This is a genomic window from Mesorhizobium sp. M0028 (assembly GCF_040323855.1).
In the GTDB taxonomy this organism is placed as follows: Bacteria; Pseudomonadota; Alphaproteobacteria; order Rhizobiales; family Rhizobiaceae; genus Mesorhizobium.
Genome location: NZ_JAMYVG010000016.1, coordinates 62,080 through 82,554 on the forward strand (window position 1 = coordinate 62,080; position 20,475 = coordinate 82,554).

Annotated in this window: 18 protein-coding genes and 2 pseudogenes; 9 read left to right on the forward strand and 11 right to left on the reverse strand. The window is 62.0% G+C overall.

From position 1 onward, the window contains the following. Positions 1-2: 2 nt before the first annotated feature. The 5 genes from NKJ93_RS24265 (at position 3) to NKJ93_RS24285 (ending at position 6,431) form a co-directional block, all read left to right on the forward strand. Positions 3-998: a glycosyltransferase family 2 protein gene (locus NKJ93_RS24265; protein ID WP_352483973.1), complete on the forward strand. Its 996-nt coding sequence runs from the start codon at positions 3-5 to the stop codon at positions 996-998. After that, positions 998-1,948 (forward strand): glycosyltransferase family 2 protein, encoded by a 951-nt coding sequence (locus NKJ93_RS24270; RefSeq protein WP_023717980.1) that lies wholly within the window; start codon positions 998-1,000, stop codon positions 1,946-1,948. The genes NKJ93_RS24265 and NKJ93_RS24270 overlap by 1 nt, the downstream gene beginning before the upstream one ends. Beyond that, positions 1,938-2,888, forward strand: a complete 951-nt coding sequence (locus tag NKJ93_RS24275) for a glycosyltransferase family 2 protein (RefSeq protein ID WP_023717979.1) — start codon at positions 1,938-1,940, stop codon at positions 2,886-2,888. Before NKJ93_RS24270 ends, NKJ93_RS24275 begins: the two co-directional genes overlap by 11 nt. A gap of 76 nt (positions 2,889-2,964) precedes the next feature. Further along, the gene (gene galU / locus NKJ93_RS24280; RefSeq protein WP_352483974.1) at positions 2,965-3,861 is read left to right on the forward strand and encodes a UTP--glucose-1-phosphate uridylyltransferase GalU; all 897 of its coding nucleotides are present in this window, start codon (positions 2,965-2,967) and stop codon (positions 3,859-3,861) included. Positions 3,862-4,010: 149 nt separating this feature from the next. Further along, positions 4,011-6,431 carry a polysaccharide biosynthesis tyrosine autokinase gene (locus NKJ93_RS24285; protein WP_352591603.1) on the forward strand — a complete coding sequence of 807 codons (2,421 nt, stop codon included), beginning with the start codon at positions 4,011-4,013 and terminating at the stop codon, positions 6,429-6,431. Positions 6,432-6,496: 65 nt separating this feature from the next. On the opposite strand, the gene NKJ93_RS24290 is transcribed toward NKJ93_RS24285, so the two are convergent. Further along, entirely contained in the window at positions 6,497-7,777 is a 1,281-nt protein-coding gene (locus NKJ93_RS24290) for a glucoamylase family protein (protein WP_352591606.1), read from the reverse strand. A gap of 166 nt (positions 7,778-7,943) precedes the next feature. On the opposite strand from NKJ93_RS24290, the pseudogene NKJ93_RS24295 reads away from it, so the two are divergent. Both NKJ93_RS24295 and NKJ93_RS24300 read left to right on the forward strand, forming a co-directional pair. Further along, positions 7,944-9,009, forward strand: a pseudogene (locus NKJ93_RS24295) (sensor histidine kinase). A gap of 162 nt (positions 9,010-9,171) precedes the next feature. Continuing rightward, on the forward strand, positions 9,172-9,360 hold the full coding sequence (locus tag NKJ93_RS24300) for a hypothetical protein (protein WP_352495744.1): 189 nt from the start codon (positions 9,172-9,174) through the stop codon (positions 9,358-9,360). A gap of 109 nt (positions 9,361-9,469) precedes the next feature. Here the strand turns inward: NKJ93_RS24300 and NKJ93_RS24305 are convergent. Beyond that, positions 9,470-9,802: pseudogene (locus NKJ93_RS24305) on the reverse strand (BA14K family protein); the annotation flags it as partial. A 223-nt stretch (positions 9,803-10,025) separates the two neighbouring features. On the opposite strand from NKJ93_RS24305, the gene NKJ93_RS24310 reads away from it, so the two are divergent. Then, entirely contained in the window at positions 10,026-10,193 is a 168-nt protein-coding gene (locus NKJ93_RS24310) for a Thivi_2564 family membrane protein (RefSeq protein ID WP_023717974.1), read from the forward strand. 103 nt (positions 10,194-10,296) lie between these two features. Here NKJ93_RS24310 and NKJ93_RS24315 read toward each other — a convergent pair whose 3' ends face one another. Both NKJ93_RS24315 and NKJ93_RS24320 read right to left on the reverse strand, forming a co-directional pair. Beyond that, positions 10,297-11,061 carry a metallophosphoesterase family protein gene (locus NKJ93_RS24315; protein WP_352495745.1) on the reverse strand — a complete coding sequence of 255 codons (765 nt, stop codon included), beginning with the start codon at positions 11,059-11,061 and terminating at the stop codon, positions 10,297-10,299. A gap of 128 nt (positions 11,062-11,189) precedes the next feature. Then, positions 11,190-13,097, reverse strand: a complete 1,908-nt coding sequence (locus NKJ93_RS24320) for a propionyl-CoA synthetase (protein WP_352591609.1) — start codon at positions 13,095-13,097, stop codon at positions 11,190-11,192. 171 nt (positions 13,098-13,268) lie between these two features. Between NKJ93_RS24320 and NKJ93_RS24325 the strand changes: the two genes are divergently transcribed. Then, positions 13,269-14,066 (forward strand): DUF2259 domain-containing protein, encoded by a 798-nt coding sequence (locus NKJ93_RS24325; protein ID WP_352591612.1) that lies wholly within the window; start codon positions 13,269-13,271, stop codon positions 14,064-14,066. A gap of 282 nt (positions 14,067-14,348) precedes the next feature. On the opposite strand, the gene dhaK is transcribed toward NKJ93_RS24325, so the two are convergent. From dhaK to NKJ93_RS24360, 7 genes are all read right to left on the reverse strand, one after another. Next, the gene (gene dhaK, locus NKJ93_RS24330) at positions 14,349-15,335 is read right to left on the reverse strand and encodes a dihydroxyacetone kinase subunit DhaK (RefSeq protein ID WP_352591615.1); all 987 of its coding nucleotides are present in this window, start codon (positions 15,333-15,335) and stop codon (positions 14,349-14,351) included. A gap of 26 nt (positions 15,336-15,361) precedes the next feature. Then, positions 15,362-15,784, reverse strand: coding sequence for a hypothetical protein (locus NKJ93_RS24335; RefSeq protein WP_023717968.1), 423 nt, complete (start codon positions 15,782-15,784; stop codon positions 15,362-15,364). Between the two features lie 7 nt (positions 15,785-15,791). Beyond that, the gene (gene ptsP / locus NKJ93_RS24340; protein ID WP_352591618.1) at positions 15,792-17,408 is read right to left on the reverse strand and encodes a phosphoenolpyruvate--protein phosphotransferase; all 1,617 of its coding nucleotides are present in this window, start codon (positions 17,406-17,408) and stop codon (positions 15,792-15,794) included. Further along, positions 17,392-17,694: an HPr family phosphocarrier protein gene (locus NKJ93_RS24345; RefSeq protein WP_023717966.1), complete on the reverse strand. Its 303-nt coding sequence runs from the start codon at positions 17,692-17,694 to the stop codon at positions 17,392-17,394. Before NKJ93_RS24345 ends, ptsP begins: the two co-directional genes overlap by 17 nt. 22 nt (positions 17,695-17,716) lie before the next feature. Next, the gene (gene dhaM / locus NKJ93_RS24350; protein ID WP_172220312.1) at positions 17,717-18,106 is read right to left on the reverse strand and encodes a dihydroxyacetone kinase phosphoryl donor subunit DhaM; all 390 of its coding nucleotides are present in this window, start codon (positions 18,104-18,106) and stop codon (positions 17,717-17,719) included. Further along, the gene (gene dhaL, locus NKJ93_RS24355; protein ID WP_352548915.1) at positions 18,103-18,705 is read right to left on the reverse strand and encodes a dihydroxyacetone kinase subunit DhaL; all 603 of its coding nucleotides are present in this window, start codon (positions 18,703-18,705) and stop codon (positions 18,103-18,105) included. Before dhaL ends, dhaM begins: the two co-directional genes overlap by 4 nt. Before the next feature lie 81 nt (positions 18,706-18,786). Beyond that, positions 18,787-20,430: a dihydroxyacetone kinase subunit DhaK gene (locus tag NKJ93_RS24360; protein WP_352548913.1), complete on the reverse strand. Its 1,644-nt coding sequence runs from the start codon at positions 20,428-20,430 to the stop codon at positions 18,787-18,789. Positions 20,431-20,475: the final 45 nt, after the last annotated feature.

The window sequence follows — 20,475 nt, forward strand, 5'->3', positions numbered from 1 at the left end:
CGATGACGCAAACCGAAACGCTCCCATCCTGCATGATCGTGGTTCCGTGCCTGAACGAAGCGCCCCATATCGGCGCGTTGCTTCGAGAGCTCCGCCCTGCGGCCAAGAGGCTGGGCGCCGTGATCATCGTTGCCGATGGCGGCAGTACGGACGGCACCAGGACGATCGTCGCGGATATCGCCGCAAAAGATCAGCGGGTGGTCCTGCTCCACAATGAAAAGCGCTTGCAGAGCGCGGCGATCAATCTCGCCGTTGCCAGGTTCGGGGAGGGCGTCGACTATCTCATTCGCATCGACGCGCATGGCGGCTATCCCGCCGACTATTGCGACCGGCTGGTCGAAGAAGCGCAGGCCACCGGGGCGGATTCGGTCGTCGTCTCGATGCTGACCAGTGGCAGCGGCATGGTGCAGAAGGCGGCGGCCGCGGCCCAGAATTCCAGGCTCGGCACCGGCGGCTCCAAGCATCGGCACCTTTCGGCGGGGGAATGGGTCGATCATGGCCACCATGCGCTGATCCGGATATCGGCCTTCACCGCGGTCGGCGGCTATGACGAGACGTTCAGCCACAATGAGGATGCCGAACTCGACTATCGGCTCCGTCAGGCCGGTTACCGGATCTGGATGACCGGTAAGACACAAATGGTCTACTACCCGCGCTCCTCGCTGAAGGGCCTCTATTTTCAGTATCTCGGCTATGGCCGCGGCCGGGCGAAGAACGTTCTCAAGCACCGCATGATCCCGAAGATCCGGCAGATGGTGCCGCTTCTGGTGTTTCCCGTGGTTCTTCTCGCCGCCTTTTCCTTCGTCCACTGGCTGGCGGCCGTGCCGCTTTTGCTATGGGTCTCGGTCTGCCTTGGCTACGGCTTCTGGACCGCGGTCAGTCAGCGCAAACCCGACATTGCGCTTGCCGGGGTCTCGGCAATGGTCATGCATTTCGGCTGGTCGGTCGGCTTCTGGCTGCAGCTGCTAGCACCGCGACCGCAGCGCGGGGTAGCGTGATGGACCCGGTCAAGAAAAATCGAAGCATCGATATTTGCGTCTGCACATTTCGCCGGCCGGAGCTTGTCGACACGCTCCGCTCCGTAGCAGCCATGGATATGCCCGCGGGATTCGATGTCGGTGTCATCATCGCGGACAACGACGATACGCCGACGGCCGAAACGCTGGTCGCCAAGCTAGCGGGGGAGTTGAAGCTGCCGGTGACCTACCGGCACGCCCCGGCCCGCAACATTTCGATCGCGCGCAACGCTTGCCTCGATGCCAGTGCGGCGGATTTCGTCGCCTTTATCGACGACGACGAGACGGCCACCGCTGGCTGGCTTGCCGAACTGGTGGCGGCGGTGGAAGCAACTGGTGCTGCGGCCGTGCTCGGGCCGGTGCAAGCCCGTTACCTGCCGGATGCGCCCGACTGGATGCGCAAAGGCGATTTCCACTCGACCTCGCCGGTCTGGGTGCGCGGCGAGATCCGCACCGGCTACACCTGCAACGTCCTGCTCAGAATTGGCGCTGAGAGCCTGCGCGGCCGGCGCTTCAGCCTGGCACGTGGCCAGACCGGCGGCGAAGATACGGAATTCTTCGACCAGATGGTCAAGGCCGGCGGCAGTATCGCCTTTTCGCCAGAGGCTTGGGTCGATGAAGTCGTGCCGCCTGCCAGGGCGGCATTCGACTGGCTCGGCCGCCGCCGGTTCCGCGTCGGACAGACGCATGGCCACCTCCTGGGGCGCAACGCGCGCGGCCTTGCCCGGCTCAAGCAGGTCGGCATTGCCGCGGCAAAGGCCGGCTATAGTTTCCTGTCGGCAATTCCGGTCGCCATCGACCCCGTCCGACGGAACCGCAGCGTCCTTCGCGGCATTATGCATGTCGGCGTCGTCAGCGGCCTCGTCGGGGTTCGTGAAATCCGCCAATACGGCCTGTCTTCGCCGCAGCAAGGGGGCAAGCGTGCAGCCTGACGTGAGCTTCGTGATTGCCGCCTACAATGCCGAGGCGACCATCGATCGGGCGATTGCCAGCGCCGTCGCCCAGCGCAATGTCAGCCTCGAGGTCATCGTCGTCGACGACAAGTCGCGCGACCGGACGCTCGACCTGGCGAGATCCTACCCCGAAGACATCGTACGCGTTGTCGCGCTTGAGCAAAACCGTGGGCCTGGCGGCGCCAGGAATGCCGGCCTTGAGCTTGCCCGCGGCAGGTGGGTAGCGGTTCTCGATTCCGACGACGCGGTCTATCCCGGGCGAATCTGCACCATGATCGAACGCGCGGAAAAAGCCGGCGCCGAGATCGCGGTCGATAATCTGCAGGTCGTTCGGGAGGACGGCGTTGCGGAAGAGACGATGTTCCCGGCCGACTATCTGGAAGGGCTCAGTGAAATCTCGCTGGCGGATTACATCGGCGGCAATGTCCTCTTCGAATCGAGGTTCAATCTCGGCTATCTCAAGCCGATCTTCCAGCGCCGGTTCCTGAACGAGAACGGGCTTCGTTACGATGAAAGCCTGATCATTGGCGAAGACTACATCCTCCTGGCCAGTGCTCTGGCCAAAGGCGGCAAATGCGTGGTCGAGCCGACGACGGGCTATATTTACCACATTCGCACCGGTTCCATCTCCCGGGTGCTCGAACTTCATCACGTCGAGGCGATGCGCCGGGCCGATGCCACCTTCGCCGCGACCCATTCCATGGATGCTGCGGCCGCGGCGGCGTTCGCCAGGCGCGCTCGCAGCCTGCGGCGGGCGGCATCATTCCTGTCGCTGGTTCAGCACATCAAGGCGCGGTCCCCGCTCAAGGCGATATGGACGGCGCTCAGCGATCCGGCGGCGGTTCGGCATATGAGCATGCCGATCGCCGTCCGGCTGCGAAGGGTAGCGGCACAGTTTGCCGTGGTGGCGGGGAGGTAAAGGGCTGCAGGCGAATGAAGACAAATTTCGCCGCCTGCGACAGGGTTGAAATCGATCTCCTCAGAAGGAACATGCAATGAAAAAAGTCAGGAAGGCAGTCATACCGGTGGCGGGGCTTGGAACGCGGTTCCTGCCGGCGACCAAATCCATGCCGAAGGAAATGCTGCCGGTGGTCGACAAGCCTGTGGTGCAATATGCGGTGGACGAGGCATTCGAGGCCGGCATCGAGCACATCGTCTTCGTCACCGGCCGCAACAAGGCGGTGATCGAGGACTATTTCGATCTGCATCCTGAACTGATCGGAACCCTGGAGCAGAGCGGCAAGAAGGCGCAGCTCGAATCACTCGAGAGCCTGCTTCCCGTCGCCGGCGCGACGAGCTTCATCCGTCAGCAGTCGCCGCAAGGCCTCGGCCACGCCGTCTGGTGCGCGCGAGAGGTCATCGGCGACGAACCTTTCGCGTTGCTGTTGCCGGATATGGTGTCCTTTGGCGGGCGAGGGTGTCTTGCCGAAGTCGCCGATCTTTATGCGCAGACTGGCGCAAACGTTATCGCCGTCGAGCGTTGCGATCCGACCGAGACCAACAAATACGGCATTGTCGGGCGCGGCGCGGATGTCGGCACCGGCTTCGAGGTGACGGCCATGGTCGAAAAGCCGGCACCGGCCAACGCGCCGTCGAACTTCTACATCAACGGCCGCTACATCCTGCAGCCCGAGATATTCTCGCTGCTGGGCAGCCAGCAACGCGGCGCCGGCAACGAGATCCAACTGACCGACGCAATGGTGCGTCTCGCACAGACGCAGGCCTTCTTCGCCCAGCCTTTCAACGGCCGCATGTTCGACTGCGGTTCGAAGGAGGGCTTCATCCAGGCCAATGTCGCTTTCGCGCTGGCGCGTGAGGACATGAAGGGTCCGATCTTCGAGATGCTGCAGGAATTCGTCCGGTCGCATCAGCGTCGGGAAGAAGCCGCATAATGTCCATTTTTTCGAGGCATTGTGGGTGCGGCTGATGACGCAGGACAGGCCGTTGCGCCGCGCGTAACGCGCACTGTCCGGCGCAAGGTTTGCACCCTATGTGCCGATCTTCGAGGCGGTAGCGCCTGCAAACTAGAATTGGACCGAAGATGAACTATGCCAATTTTCCTGTCGACAAGAGGACGCCATTGCCGACTTCGAGTGCGGCAAACGCCGAAGACTTCATCGACATCGAGCGTCTGCTTGGCATGGCCGCGCGGCAGGCGAAAGTGGTTGCCGCCTGCGCCATCATCGGTCTCTTTCTCGGCGTGCTCTATTTGCAGACCACGCCTCCTACCTATGTGGCGACGAGCAGCGTGCTGATCGACGAAGGATTGAACAAGGTCGTCGACGATATTTCGGCGGCGTCGGTCAGCATGCAGACCGACTCCGCCGTTCTGAGCCAGATCGAAATTCTACAGTCGGCCAGGCTGGCGGGGGTGGTCGTCGACAAGCTGAAGCTCGATCAGAACGACGCTTTCATGAACCCTCCGACATCGGCCCTGTCTAAGGTCGCAAGCTTTGTACGCGGTATCATCCAGTCTGTCCGCCCCAAGCGCGCCGCGAGCACAACCGATGTCACTCAGCTTGATGCCGCGACGCGTGACGCGATCACCGCATCGTCGTCGTCCCGCGACTACGCAATCTTCAAACTGCAGAACCAACTCGATGCCGAGCGGATCGGCCGAAGCTTTGTCATCAGCATCTCCTTTCAGGCGACGGATCCGGCGCTTGCGACCGCCATCACCAAGGCCTATGCCGACGCCTATCTCGCCGATCAGCTTGATGCCAGCTTCGACGCGACCGAGCGGGCGGCTGTCTGGCTGCAGGGCCGGCTGACCGAGCTTCGTGAGAGCTCCCAGGCGGCCGCACTGGCGGTCGAAAAGTTCAGGGCCGAACATGGATTGGCCGTCAATGACGGCCAGCTGATCAGCGACAAGCAACTGTCCGATCTCAACACTCAGCTGATCGTCGCACAGGCCGATACCGCACGTGCCGGCGCCCGCTATCAGCAGTACAAGTCGATCGTCGAAAGCGGGTCGGACAATGCGTTCAAGGACGCCGCGATATCGAACGACCAGCCGAGCAGCTCCGTCATCACGACGCTGAAGAACCGCTATCTCACAGTCGCCAAGCGGCAGCAGGACGTCGAAGCCAATTTCGGCCCGCAACATCCGCAGGCCGTCGCGCTCGCCAAGGAGAAGGCCGACATATCGGCGCAGATTTTCGGCGAGCTGAAGCAACTGACCGAAAGCTACCGCAACGAATACGAGGTCGCTCTGGCGCGCGAAACCGCGCTCCGCGCAAATGTCGCCCTGGCGGCAGGCAAGAGCTCCATCGACAACCAGTCGCAGGTCAAGCTGCGTGAACTGGACCAGAAGGCGACGGCGCTCTCGACACTCTACCAGACATTCCTGAACCGCTATGAGGAGGCCGCCCAACAGCAATCCTTCCCAGTCGGCAAGATCCGGGTCATCTCGGACGCGACGATGCCACAGTCGGCCGCAACCCCGCGAACGGCCATCGTGCTGGGGCTTTCGCTGGCGCTTGGCATAATGATGGGGGCAGGGGTTGGTGGTCTGAATGAATTCAGGGAACGCTTCTTCAGGACCGGCGAGGATGTGCGCGACCGTGTCGGCCTCAAATTCCTCGGCTATCTCCCGGTCATCGGCAAGGCTGGCAAGGATGACCAGCGCAATGGCGGTCAGCCTGACGTCAAAGTCGTTGAATCCAAGACCGCCAAGTCGTCCAAATCCCAGCCCTCCAAAACATTGTCGGCAGCCGAAAAACGTGCGCGCATGCGGGTAACCGTTGATGCACCGGCATCGATGTTCTCCGAGACGCTGCGCAACGCAAAGATCGCCTTTGACGTCGTGATAGAAGGCCAGGGCAGCCGGGTCATCGGCGTGGTCTCGGTGCTTCCGGGCGAAGGCAAGTCGACGGTGGCGGCCAATCTTGCCGGGCTGCTTGCCGCCAACGGATCGAAAACGCTGCTGATCGACGGCGACTTGCGCAATCCCGGCCTCAGCCGCAGCCTCGGCATGGAGGCCGAGCAGGGCTTGATGGAAGCGGTGGTGAGCGGGCAGACCTGGCAGTCGGTCGGCAAGATCGACCGGCAGACCAAACTGGTGATCATCCCGGCCGTCCTGCGTGGCCAGTTTTCGCATACCAGCGAGCTTCTGTCTTCGGCCGGCATGCGGCGCTTCATCGACAACGCCAAGGAAACCTTCGAGTACATCATCGTCGATCTGCCGCCGCTCGGGCCTGTCGTCGACGCCAAGGCCTTCGCTCCGCTTGTCGACGGCTTCGTGCTGGTCACCGAGTGGGGACGCACGCCGCGTGCGATGGTGCAATCGATGCTCAGCTCGGAACCCTATATCGCGAAGAAGATCATTGGCGCGGTCCTGAACAAGGTCGAGCTGAAGAAACTCGCCAAGTATGGCGCGATCGGCGGCTCGGAAAAATTCTTCGACAAATATTCGAGCTATTATCTGGAAAAATCAGAAGCGCGCACAAAGGCGGCTGCCTGAGTGCGGTCCGCGCGTTTCGAGCATTTTTGCACCGAAGCGGAATCACCCGGCGTCGCAAAGATCTATTAGGGTGTTGACATTCTGAGATGCTTGCTGATGAAGCTAAGCCTCTCCAAGCCTCTGCGCACTTCCGGCGCCCTCATGAAAAGCCGCCACAACAGCCCTGTACGATGGTTCTCGATCATCGCGATGATCGGCCCCTGATTGATCGCCAGATAGGTTCGGGAGTACCAGTTGCGGCTTTCGCAAAACGCGTCAACAAAGCCGAAGCGGCCCCATATGCGTTTTCGAGGCTTGCCCAGGAAGCCACGCAGTGCGCGCATCGCCTCCGCCGGGGCATAGGGAAAGCTCGACAGGGCAGCAGACGGAGTGATCACGCCAAAGTCCCTGTCGGGTGCATGCGCGACGTATCCTCGCGGCCCATGGCTCGCGGTCAGACCCCAGCAGTCCGGTCCATATCCCAAATGGCTATGGGGATTGCGAACGCAATGCCGATAATTGATCTGCGTATGACTGACGTTCTGTTGCCAGTAATCGGCGTAGCGGTCACTTAGGCCCCGGGGATCGAGCCCGCAGAAAGAATAGTGCGAAAAGAAGAGCGGGCCACCAGAATTCATTCCCAACGGCAGCACGATCCCGTCATGGTCGCGCCCGTTTCGAAAGCCAAGTCCTACAGCAAAACCCTCGTGATAGATTCCCGGATCAATAGGGTGGCGCGCCGATCCCGCCGCCAGCACGAAAGTGAGCAGGCATTCGTTCCAACCCCTGATCGGGCTGTCCATCGCCCAGCCAAAATTAGGGCTCCAATGCCACATGAGTTGCCGAGCGCCGCGTGTAAACCAGTTCCATTCGGCCTGTAGCAACAGCGCGTCCACGCGCTGGCGCAGGCGCACTTCGCCAGTTGTCATCCCGGCGAAATACTCACGGGCGCAAATCAGACCCTGAAACAGGAAGGTGGTTTCGACGAGATCAGCGCCGTCGTCCTTGCGACGAAACGGGATCGTCGCACCAGTTCGCCCGTTGATAAAATGCGGAAAAACGCCGTGGTAGCGCGGGGAGTTCTCCAGGAAATCGAGCATGCCGTGCAATCGCAGCAAAGCCGCGGTGCGGTCGATCCATCCCCGCTCGACCGCAACGATGATGGCTGCAATGCCAAAACCGGCCCCCCCGATCGTCACCAGATCGTTGGCAGGATCACCTGTGGTCTTTTGCCGGTCGCGGGCAAGACCGCTGACGGGATGCGCGCCTTCCCAGAAATAGCGCACCGTCTGCCGCTGCACGACATCCAACAGCGCATCATCGTCGAGCTCGAGAGTATTTTCCGGGAGGTCGAGTGCTGGAATCATCGAGCCGGTGTTAGTGCCTCGGGTGTCCTAAGGCCATTCCTAAAACAATTGTGCGCACGGACCGGCCGCTCACTCGTGTCAGGCCGATTCAATTCGCGACAGGTGCTTGGCGACCCGGTAGAAAGAAAATCAAGGGGAAACAGCCCCTGGATTGGCCTCGAAGCCTATGTTCCATCCCATTGCGAATATCGAAGACGCGCAGACGCTGGCGCAGGCCATCGTCAATACGATGGTCGAACCTCGTTCTCGATGAGAACTTTCGCGTGCTGGCGGCCAACCACTCCTTCTATCAGACCTTCAGGGTCGACCCCGAGCAGACGCACGGCTCGCTGCTCTACGCGCTGGGCGACGGCCAGTGGGACATTCCAGCGCTTCACCTGCTCTTGGAGACGATCATTCCCGAGAAGACCGCCATGGACGGCTTCGAGGTCGAGCATGATTTCCCCGATATCGGCCGGCGCACGATGCTGCTCAACGCGCGGAAGGTCCTTTACGACCACAGTTCAGCCGCGACCATCCTGCTCGCCTTCAATGACATCACGGCGCGCCGCGCCATAGAAAGGGAAAAGGAAGAACTTCTCGGCCGCACCGAAGACCTGCTGCGGCAGAAGGATGTGCTGCTGCGCGAAATGGAGCACCGGGTCGCCAACAGCTTGCAGATCATCGCCAGCATTTTGCTGCTGAAGGCTCGGTCCGTCACCTCAGATGAAACGCGGCAGCACCTGAAGGATGCCCATCAACGCGTGCTGTCGGTAGCAGAAGTGCAGCGGCATCTCCATGCCTCAACCGGTGCCGACGAAATCGAGGTTGGTTCTTATCTGTCCAAGCTTTGCAGCAGTTTGGCCGCTTCGATGATCGGGGAAGCACAGGCTATTGCTGTAAACGTTATGGCGGAAAATGGAAGGATAGATTCCCAGAAGGCGGTCAGCCTTGGCCTGATCGTTACCGAGCTCGTTCTCAACGCCATCAAGTATGCATTCTCGACAGAAAAGGTCGATGCGCTGATCTTGGTGACCTATGAGACCGATGCGGAGGATTGGAAGTTGACCGTATCGGACAACGGGTGGGGCAAACCCGTTCGCGACATTCCAGGTGCGGGACTGGGGACAGCGATCGTCGAGGCGCTTGTCAAACAGCTTGAAGCACGCATTGACACGGTCACGGGCAATACTGGCACGACGATTGCCATTACCAGAGCGACATTCACGTCGCGGATGCCGAAAGCAGCATAGCTTGGTCGCCTGGCGTACGCTTCAAGCGGTTGTCCGAATTGCGCCTTGAAGATCATCCCATCAGGTGGTGTAGCTCGAATTTTTCGAAGCCGCTCGCTAGCGGCTGTCGCTGATGTTCCTATTCTCTGTGCTATAGGTTCCGTTTAATTGAAGAAGAAACCAATGCAGCGGACCGTGACAGTAATCGAGAAAATTACGGGCCGGGTGATCGGCGCGTATCCGATCGATCTTTCGGGCCAGGATCACCAGACTTCCGATGATCAGTATTTTGCCAAAGCGTTCGAAGCCGCCGTCGACGGCGGCCTCATTGCCGAGGCTGAAGCGCACGCTGTCGAATTCCGTCTGGAATAGACACTCAAGCCGAGATCCACGCTACTTTCGCTTTTCTATCGCCGCCTTGGCGCCGCTACGAAAACCCCGCGCGATGCGAGGTTGTTGATGCGGTCAAAAACCTTACATTTCAGTACGGCGAATTACACTGCTGCCGAGGGCCATAGCTAGGCTGGAATGTATCGTCTGAAGCTCGATAGCTCCGGTATCGGTCGTAGCACCACTGTACATGCGAATCGCCGCGATCGACCGGGTTCTGGTTGTTGTTAATGATCACGCCGCTGATCACCGCGCCGGCAGCGAAGGCCGCCAGAGGAAACCAGTAGTCACCATGACGGCGATAACCGCGATGGTATTCACGATAGCCGCGATGACCGATCCAGTTTACGCCATCGTTGCGCGAAAAATTGCGATTGCGGTTGAATTTCCGCTTCATCCACGGCTTGTAGTCGACCGTCGCCACATATCTTGTTCATAAATCTCCTTTGAAGGAATGGTTGATATCCCTTCTCGGATTTAAAACGATTTAAGGAGGTTAAGGTTCTGTGGCGTGCCAGACAGCCTTCGACACCGCCAGCCAGGCTGTTCGAATCACTTGTCAGGTGCTACGGCTCGAACAAGCATGGGCAATCTTCACACGATGCGGTGTGCTGGCTTTTTTCTACGTTTTCATACAGTGAGGGACAATGGCCGGCACTCCGTTGATCAGCATTCTGATCACTTTCCTTGTCATAATTCTGGTGCTGTATCTGGTCAATCGGTTGCCGCTTGATGGTCGCACTCGTCAGATTGCCCAGATTGTCGTGATCATTATTGGCATCATTTCGCTGCTGAAGTACCTCGCAGTGTTTTAAGCCATCACGGTTGGGATATGCGACGCTGCTGGCGTCCGAGCGAGCAAGACAAACCCAGCGCTTTACACCCACTCATGAGCAGGCGGCTTGAGACCTTCCCGCTCTAGGAAAATATCAGCCTCGCGCGGTTGTCGACGATCCTGAGGGCGGCCAGCTGGCCGGTTTGGAAGGCGCCGGTGTCTATGCCAAGCCGGCGTCCCTCGAGCTTCGGAATGTCGACCGGCGTATGCCCGTGCACGACATAACGTTCGAGAAGATGCGCGGCTTCGAAGAACTCCGAGCGGATGTTGAGCAGGTCGTCCTCGTCTTGCGCGGCCAGCTCGATGCCGGGCCTGATGCCGGCGTGTACGAACACGAATTTGGCCGAATAGACCATGACCGGCAGCGCACGCATGAAGCTGACATGGCCGGCTGGAATGATCTCCCGAATGCGCCGGTCGACCTCCTCGCTTGAACCGTAGAGATCGGCCATGCGCGACGGATCAACGCCGTAGGAAAACAGCGTTTGCAGGCCACCTATCGCCAGCCACGACTCTCTCGAAATGATCCCGTCGAGGTAGTTCAGCATCACGACTTCGTGGTTGCCGGCAAGGCAGATGCGCTGGAAGCCTTGGAGTGGCGGCGCCAGCAGATGATCGAGCACGCGCGCCGACTGGGGGCCACGATCGACGTAGTCGCCGAGCATGATGATGAGCTTGCGCATTTCGAAAGACGCAGAATCGACCAGGATGTTCTGCTCCAGGGAGCGAAGCTCCTTATAGCAGCCATGCACGTCGCCGATCGCATAGACGACCGTGTCCTGCAGATCCATCTCGAGCCGCTGGCGCGCCGCCGTCGGGGGCTTTCTCGATCGTTGGAACAGGGTCACGAATGGCGTCTCGCATGGCTGTGGGGGCGTCTCGATTCCGAAACAACATGAAGACGCAGCGCCTGGATACCATGTCTGGCGCCGGTCGTTCCATACCGGAGCTTCGGACGCAACTCGGCTTCGGCCTCCTACACGCCGATGCCACGGCCGTTCAGCGCGGCGGTGATCTCGTCGAGGATGGCCGGGTCGTCGATCGTTGCCGGCATGGCCCATGCCTCCTTGTCGGCGATCTTCTGCATGGTGCCGCGCAGGATCTTGCCGGAGCGCGTCTTCGGCAGGCGCTTGATCGTCACCACCGTCTTGAAGGCGGCGACCGGGCCGATCCGTTCGCGCACCAGCGCGACCACCTCGTTTTCGATGATGCCCGCGTCGCGGTCGACGCCGGCATTCAGCACGACGAAGCCGAGCGGAACCTGGCCTTTCATCGCATCGGCGATGCCGACGACGGCGCATTCGGCAACGTCGGGATGCGCGGCCAACACCTCCTCCATGGCGCCGGTCGACAGCCGGTGGCCGGCGACGTTGATGATGTCGTCGGTGCGGGCCATGACATAGAGATAGCCGTCCTCGTCCATCATGCCGGCATCCGCCGTTTTGTAGAAGCCGGGGAACTCCTCGAGATAGGCTTGGCGAAACCGCTCGTCGGCATTCCACAGCGTCGGCAGACAGCCGGGCGGTAATGGCAGTTTGACCACAACGTTGCCCAGTGTGCCGCGCTTGACCGCATGCCCGGCATCGTCGAGCACGCGAATGTCGTAGCCGGGCATCGGCATGCCGGGCGAGCCGTATTTGACAGGCAGCAGGCCCAGTCCGGCGGGATTGATGGTCATCGGCGAACCGGTCTCGGTCTGCCACCAGTGGTCGATCACCGGCACGTTCAATTTCTGCTCGGCCCATTTGATGGTTTCCGCATCGGCGCGCTCGCCGGCAAGGAACAGCGTGCGGAACCGGGACAGATCGTGTTTCGGGACGAACTCGCCCCTCGGGTCCTGTCCCTTGATGGCGCGGAAGGCGGTTGGCGCGGTGAAAAGTGCGACCACGCCATGCTCGGCGATCACACGCCAATAGGTGCCGGCATCGGGCGTGCCGACCGGCTTGCCTTCGAACAGCACCGTCGTGCAGCCATGCAGCAGCGGGCCGTAGACGATGTAGGAATGGCCGACCACCCAGCCGACGTCCGAAGCCGCCCAGAACACTTCGCCGGGTTTCACACCGAACTCGTTTTCCATCGACCATTTCAACGCGACCATGTGGCCGCCATTGTCGCGCACGATGCCCTTTGGCTGGCCGGTCGTGCCGGACGTGTAGATGATGTAGAGCGGATCGGTGGCAAGCACCGGAACGCAGTCGACATTGGCACCCGCGGCCCGCTCCCGCGCCACAGCGTCGGCATAGTCGATGTCGTAGTTTTCCCTGAGCTCGCAGCGCAATTGGTCGCGCTGCAGGATGAGGCAGGCTTCGGGCTTGTGCCGCGACATCTCGATCGCCTTGTCGAGCAGCGGCTTATAGGCAACGACACGCGCGGGCTCCAGGCCGCAGGACGCCGAGATGATCAGCTTCGGCTTGGCATCGTCGATGCGCGTGGCGAGCTCATGTGAGGCAAAACCGCCGAAGACCACTGAATGCACGGCGCCGATCCGCGCGCAGGCAAGCATGGCGAAGGCTGCTTCCGGCACCATCGGCATGTAGATGATGACGCGATCGCCTTTTTGGATGCCGCGATTCTTGAGTACCGAGGTCAGTGCGACCACCTCGCGCTTCAACTCGGCATAGGTGAATTTCCTGATTGTGCCCGAAATCGCGCTGTCATGAATAAGCGCTATTTGGTCGGCGCGGCCGTCCGCCACATGACGATCGACGGCATTGAAGCAGGTGTTGCACGAGGCACCATTGAACCACCGGCCATAGACGCCGGCATTGGCATCGAACACGGTCTCGAAGGGCGAGAACCAGTCGATTGCGCCGGCGGCATCGGCCCAGAATTTTTCCGGGTCGCGTTTCCAGCCATCATAGACCTCGTGGTAGCGTGACGCCATCCAGCTTCCTCCCCAGGAATGTTTGCTGTCCTTGAAATAGCGTATGCTGCTTTCTGTAACCATGTATTTGTGCTTTTCGTTTGCCGTCGGTCTAATTCGGCCGCAAATGCAGGGTCGTCGTGGCCTGCGGGGCTGATACGGCCGAATTTTCGACATTGGGGGCAGGGCGCGATGAAACTGCGATACGAGCTTGGATTTGCCGTCGTTGCGACGCTGGCGTTCGCACTCGCTTCAGCTGCTCAGGCCGGCGATGCGGCGGCACGGCGCATCATCGGCTTTTCGCCCGACGGCAACTATTTCGCCTTCGAGCAGTACGGCACGCTCGATGCCGGTGCTTCGGATTCGGGCTGGTCGGAGATCGAAATCATCGACACCCGCACCGATGAGTTCGTCGGCGGCAAGCCGATCCTCATCGTTGACGAGACGGAGGATTCGACGCTGACACTTGCGCAGGCGAGGGCACAGGCCGCCGAGCTGGCAGCGCCGTTGCTGGCCAAATATGCCATCGCACTGCGCGGCGAGCGGACGGGCTTCGACAAATTCACCTTTCCCGACGACATGGTCGCCTACAACGACATTGCGCGCCTCGAGCAAGTCTCGCAGAAATGGCTTTGGCCGACTTATGACGAGCTTGGCATCTCGACCATTCAGCTCGACCAGATCCTTGCCGACAGCACGGCGGATTGTTCATCGAGTTTCGACAGGACGCAGCAAGGCGAAACGACCGGCAAGGCGCTCGGCTTTCGCCTGACGCTGCAGGGTCAGGACGGCAAGCCGATCAAGCTGCTGCATGAGGACAAGGCGGTGCCGGGTTCGAGGAATTGCCCGACTTCTTACAGCCTGTCGGAATCTTACGCATTCACCCCCGACCGCAAAGCAGGCGTGCTTGTCATGCTCGTGCAGCGTTTCAGCCAGGGATTTGAAGGGCGTGACCGCCGTTTCATCGCCGTGACAGGGCAGGCGCGTTGAGATAACCCGCTGAGAAATAATCTCCTACTCGAGTTGATTCCTAAAGCGGCAGCGCAGCGAGCATAAGGCCAACCCCGCCGGCGATCAGCAAGGCGGCTGCCAGCATTTTCCCATGACGCTCGAAACCTGTCGGCGCCCGATCCCAATTGTAACGCATGCCCCAACTCCCCAAGCCCGCTGAGCCCCTTATCTTACCTAGGGTGAGGAGGACAACAGTCTGGCGATGCACCACGCTGCTGCTGTCGGTCTTATCACCGACTATTTCTGGGGCATTCTCCGCCGCTACATGCCCCAGCGCAGCGCGGCGGTGTGCACAGGCGCATCCCAAAACGCTGCCGTCTCGTCGTCGAACATGCTCAGCGTGATCGAGCAGCCGGCCATGTCGAGCGAAGTCACATAGGACCCAACCAGCGACCGGGTCACCGTCACGCCGTGCTTCTCGAAGGTTTTGCGGGCGCTGTTGTACATCAGATAAAGCTCCATCAGCGGCGTGCCGCCAAAGCCGTTGACGAAGAGCAGCGCCCGGCCTTTGGCGCTGTCGCCCAGATCGCCGAGGATCGCGGTACAGATCTCCTCGACGATAGCGTCGGCGCTCTTCAACGTGTCGCGCCGCCTTCCGGGCTCGCCATGGATGCCGACGCCGAACTCCATCTCGCCGTCGCCGATGTCGAAGGTCGGCTTGCCCGCCGCCGGCACGGTGCAGCTGGTCAGCGCCACGCCCATCGAGCGCGTCGCTCCGTTGACGCGCTCGCCGAGCGCCTTCAACGGCTCCAGTGCCATGCCTTGCTCGGCCGCCGCGCCGACGATCTTCTCGACCACCAGCGTGCCGGCGACGCCGCGCCGGCCGGTGGTGTAGGACGAGTTTTCGACCGCGACATCGTCATTGGTCACGATTTGCATGACGCCTTCTGTCATTTCAGCGGCCATGTCGAAATTCATCACGTCGCCCTCGTAGTTCTTGACGATGAACAGGCAGCCGGCGCCCGTATTGACGGCTTCCACGGCCGCCATCATCTGGTCCGGCGTCGGCGAGGTGAACACCTGCCCGGGGCAGGCGGCATCCAGCATGCCGTGCCCGACGAACCCGCCATGCAGCGGCTCGTGACCCGAGCCGCCACCGGAGATCAGCGCCACCTTGCCCGATTTGAGCAGCTTGCGGCGGACAAATTTGTGCTCCTCGCCAAGCGCCAGGATATCGGCATGCGCGGCAACGAAGCCGTCGAGGCTCTCGGTCAGCACCGTGTCGACGGAATTCAGAAATTTCTTCATGGCTGTCCTCCCGAAATAGCCCAGCGTCAGCTGCCCTTGCCGGCGATGCTGGTGATCTTCTGGATGAAATCATTGACCGCCCGGTCGAGCGCCGCGTTCTGCTTGTCGTCGCCGAAATCGGGAACGATCAGCGAGACATGGCGTGTCTTGCGCATGCCTGCAGCCAGCGACATCTTTCCCGGATGCGCCCGATGGTAGGCTTCGAGGAAATGATCGCGTTCGGCCGGGCTGAAATGGCAGACGGAGAAGATAGCCGGCAAATGCTTCGACGGGATCGGCGTCGAATAGGCCGGGCTGGAAATCTGCGTGACGAAGCTGCGATGCTTGCCCAGCGCGTCGGCGAGGCGCTGGCGCATGCCGGACGGGCGCTGATCGATCACCTGCGACAGGATCGTCTTGTAGGCGCGGATCGCCTCTTCGGGGCCGGATTGCGACGCCTTGTCTGACATGCCGGGCCTAGATCCAAACGTCCGCGATGGCCGCCTTGGCCATCGCGAGTTGGGCGGGAGCGACGGAGAGGTCACGCAGGCCGGCTTCGAGCAGCGCCGGGATCGAGGCGGGGTCGCCGCCGGCATCGCCACACAGGCTGACCGGGATATTATGCTCGCGCCCGAAGGCGGCAACCGACGCGATCAGCCGGAGTACGGCCGGGTGCCTGACGGAATTCAGATGTGCGACCGAAATGTTATCGCGAGCGGCGGCCATCACGTATTGGGTCAAATCGTTCGAGCCGATCGAGAAGAAGGCGGCCCTGGCGAATGCCTCCGGCGCAATCGCCACCGAAGGCACCTCGACCATGATGCCAAGTGGCGGCATTTTTTGCGCGATGCCGCGCGCCAAAAGGTCAGCCTGCTCCTCAGCGAACAGCGCGGTGGCGCGTTCATACTCTTCCGGAACGGCGATCATCGGGAACATCACCTTCAGATTGCCGTGCATGGCGGCGCGGAGCAAGGCGCGGATCTGCACGCGAAAGACCTCTGGGCGCGCCAGCGACAGCCTGATCCCGCGCAGGCCAAGGAATGGATTACCTTCCTCGACGGTCAGGCCCGGCACAGGCTTATCGCCGCCGGCATCGACGGTACGGATTGTTACCGGCCTGTCGCTGGCCCATTCCAGCACTTTGCGGTAGGCGTGATATTGCGTCTCCTCGTCCGGCAGCGTCTTGCCGAACAGGAATTCGGTCCGCATCAGCCCGACACCGTCGCACGTCGCGACATCGATGCTGTCTACATCGGACGGATCGGCGATATTCACCTGCACCCCGATCGCTATGCCGGTCTTCGTTGCCGCCGGCCTTGTCAGATAGGCTGCCGCTTTGCCGCGATGCGCCGCGAAAGACGACGACGATCGCCGGAACGCGTCGATCTCCGCTTTCGAAGGCCCCAACACGATGCCGCCATGTTCGGCATCGAGCAGTGCGATTCCGGCAAGGTGAGCCGGCGAAGCACCAGGCCCGGCTACCCCACGCCCCACGAGCCCAAGCCCCACCACCATGGGCACGCCGCGCGAGCGTGCCAGCATTGCGACATGACTTGCGGCGCTTCCGGCCTTAAGCGCGATGCCGCCGCCGGCACTCCAGTCGGTCTCGAGGAAGCGCGTCGGTGCGATATCCTCGCCATACAAGATCGCACCCGCCGGCGCGGCAATGTCGCCGCCCCCGGTCAGCGCGCGTAGCACCTGGTCGCGTATATCGCGCATATCGGCCGCGCGCCCCCGGAAATAGTCCTGCTCGGATGTTTCGTAGCCGGCGATCTCGGCGTCGAGCGCTGTTCGCCAAGCCACATCAGCAGCCATGCCCTCGGCGATGTGCGAAAAAGCCGGGCCGGTCAGCGCGTCGTCCTCCAGCATGGCGAGCTGGAATTCGAGGATCCCGGCCGCCTCGCTGTCGCTGGTTTCGATCAATATCGCGAGCCGGCCTGCGGCAATGGAGATGGCGGCCTCAAGCGCCGCTTTCTCGTCCGCGGCAGTCGCCTTGCGGACATAACGCACAGCAGCCTGGTCGAGGTCGAACAGCGGCCCCTCGGCATAGCCGGCCGATGCCGAAATGCCCTGCAGCCTAAGCGGTTCGGGCATGGTCCTTGCCTTCGTCGAAATCGCGCCGCACCAGCTCGACCAGTGCCCCGACGGCCTCGCCGGCGCCGTCGCCTCTGGCCCTGATATGCAGGACAGTGCCTTTCGGCGCTTTCGCAGCCATCACCTTGACGATGCTCTTGGCGTCGAACCATGGCCCGTTGGCGGCGAGCGCAATCTCGACGTCGGCCGAAAACGTCTTGGCAAGCTTGGTGAACTTCACCGAAGGACGCGCATGCAGTCCCACCTCATGGGTGATCAGGACGCTGGCTTCGGCTGCTGCGGACATGCTTGTCAAAGTTCCCGTTCACTCACGACGGCGACAGTTCGTGCGCCGTCGCCACCACTTCCTTGAGCGAGGCGCCGCCGGAAGCCTCGGTCGCCGCCATCACCGCGCCTTCGACGATCGGCGCATTGCAGACGATGATCTTCTGGGCGCGTGGTTCGCCGATCATCTCTACCGCCATCTCGCTATTGGTCTCGGCACCGCCGAGATCGACGAGGATCGCGACACCCGCCTCCGACCACGCCTTGTCGATGGCGCCCATGATCGCCTCGACATTGGTTCCCAGCCCGCCATGGCCGTTTCCGCCGCACCATGCAAGCGGCACTTCGTCGCCGACCATCTGCCGCACCATGTCTGCGGTGCCTTCGGCGACCAGCGGCGAATGCGATACGATGACGATGCCGACATTGCTCATGCGCGCGCCTCGATTGCTTCGGCGACGGCCCGCACCAGAAGCGCGGTCGAGCGTGCGCCGGCATCCATATGACCGATCGAACGGTCGCCAAGGAAGGAGGCGCGCCCACGCAACGCCTTCATCGGCACGGTCGCGTCGGCTGCATTGTCGGCGATGTCGACGATTTCCCCTGCTGTCTTTCCCTGCACCAGCGCTTCATGCACCGGCTGCAGTACGTCGAGCATGGTCTTTTGCCCGGCCTGCGACTTGCCTCTGGCGGCTACCGCTTCGATTGCCTTGCCGAAGGCCGCTGCCAGATCGGCGCGACCCGGCGCGGCGGAAATCTCCTTGCCGAGCGCCATGAACAGCGTGCCGAACAGGGGACCGGAGGCTCCGCCGACCGTCATCACCAGCTTGGTGCCGATCGCCTTCAGCGCCTCGGGCAATGGCTTTGCCGCGAACGCGCCGGCCTCGGCCCGCACGGCCTCGAAGCCGCGTTTCATGTTGAGCCCATGGTCGCCGTCGCCGATCGCCTGGTCGAGCCCGGTCAGCTCTTCGGCATGGGCGGCGATGGTGTTTGCCGCCGCCTCGATTAGCCTGGAAAGATCCGCTACCGCCATATCACCCATGCTCCTGGCCTCCGCGCTGCCGGCAGTACGAGAAAATTGCATATCCGGCAATTGAAGCATTCTTTTCCCCAGTCAAGCGGGTTCGAGCAACGCAGCGAGGGCAGTGAAGACCTCGGCGATGGCAAAGGCGCCGGGGTCGACCACGCCGTCGAGCTGGCTGCCAATATAGGCGGACCGCCCGGCCTTGGCCTTGCGCATGGCCGCGGTGGCCTCGGCGCCGCGTCGCGCCGCGACCGCCGCGTCCTCCAGACTGCCGCTATCCAACGCCCTCAAGGCGGGTTCCAGGGCATCGATCATCGTGCGATCGCCGACCCTCGCTCCGCCATGGAAGGACATCCGATCCAGGCCGACGAGAAGCGCCTTGGGAAGCGTTTCGCCAGATTTCGACGCCTGCGCGGCGGCGGTTAAGAAGATCGACAGCAGCACGCCACTGGAGCCGCCCATGCTGGTACTCAGTATGTCGCCGACGGTGGCGAGCGTTGCGGCAGCGTCGGCGAGCGGCAGTGTCTCAAGGCGGCTAAGCACGCTCCGCGCACCGGCCGCCACAGTCGATCCGGTGTCGCCGTCTCCCGCCTTGGCATCCAGTCCGTTCAACGCGCCTTCAAGCGAGATCAGCCGTTCGCAGACCGCGACAACCAACTGCTCGGTGCGTGCATCCTGGCTGGCTTTTGACGCGTTGTTCGGGCCGGTGGCTTTGGCCACCGGCACGACGCTCACTGGGCGAACGGCTCTTGCCGGCAGCCAGGCGTGAGGGCCGACCGGCGCCCGCAAGGCTACTTCGCGAGGCGCATCGAGCCGGATCAGCGACAGGGAAAAGCCGTTCATGTTGAGGGCCGTCATAAGCTGCCCGGGCCCGATCGTCAGCGTCACCTTTCGTGCCAGCGGTGAAGCCAACACCGCATTGGTGACAAGCAACATTTCCAGCGGCGGCACCGAACCGAGATTATTGATCAGCAAGGCGTAGTCACTGGCGGGATCGAGCCGCGCGGCAAGGCGCTCCGACATGATCGCAACCAGCCTTTCGGCACTTTGCACCGCAATCCGCTCAACGCCCGGTTCGCCATGAATGCCGAGGCCGAGTTCGGCGTCGTCGGCGCCAAATCTTTCGTCATGGCTCTGGCCGGGGATCGAGCAGGACGACAGCGATATGCCGAGTGAAACGATGTCCACCGCCGCGGCCCGCGCCGTAGCGGCAACCGTCGCCAGATCGTTGCCGGCTTCCGACAGGTGGCCGGCGATCTTGTGCACGAACAAGGTGCCGGCAACGCCACGCGGCTGGGCAATATCCGGCAGGGCAATGTCGTCGGCGACGATCACCATCTCGACGCGGAAGCCTTCGGCGCGCGCCTTCTCGGCTGCCAAGCCGAAGTTGAGGCGATCACCGGTGTAGTTCTTGACGATCAGCAGGCACCCGGCGGGACCGGTTACCGCGCGGATGGCGGCCAATACTGCTTCCACGCTCGGCGAAGCAAAGATCTCGCCTGATACTGCCGCCGTCAGCATGCCCACGCCGACGAAGCCGGCATGCGCGGGTTCGTGCCCGGCCCCGCCGCCGGAGATGATGCTGACCTTGCTCTTATCCCAGTCCGCACGGAGGACGACCTTGATTTCGGGATAGCCGTCGAGGCGAGCGAGATCGCCGGCGCCGGTCGTGCCGAGAAAGCCGTCCAGTGCCTCAGTTACGATCGTATCCCTGCGATTGAAAAAATGCTTCATCGAATTGGTCCAGTCCGGTGCCCGAAATTGCCGGTTGAAAGGTGC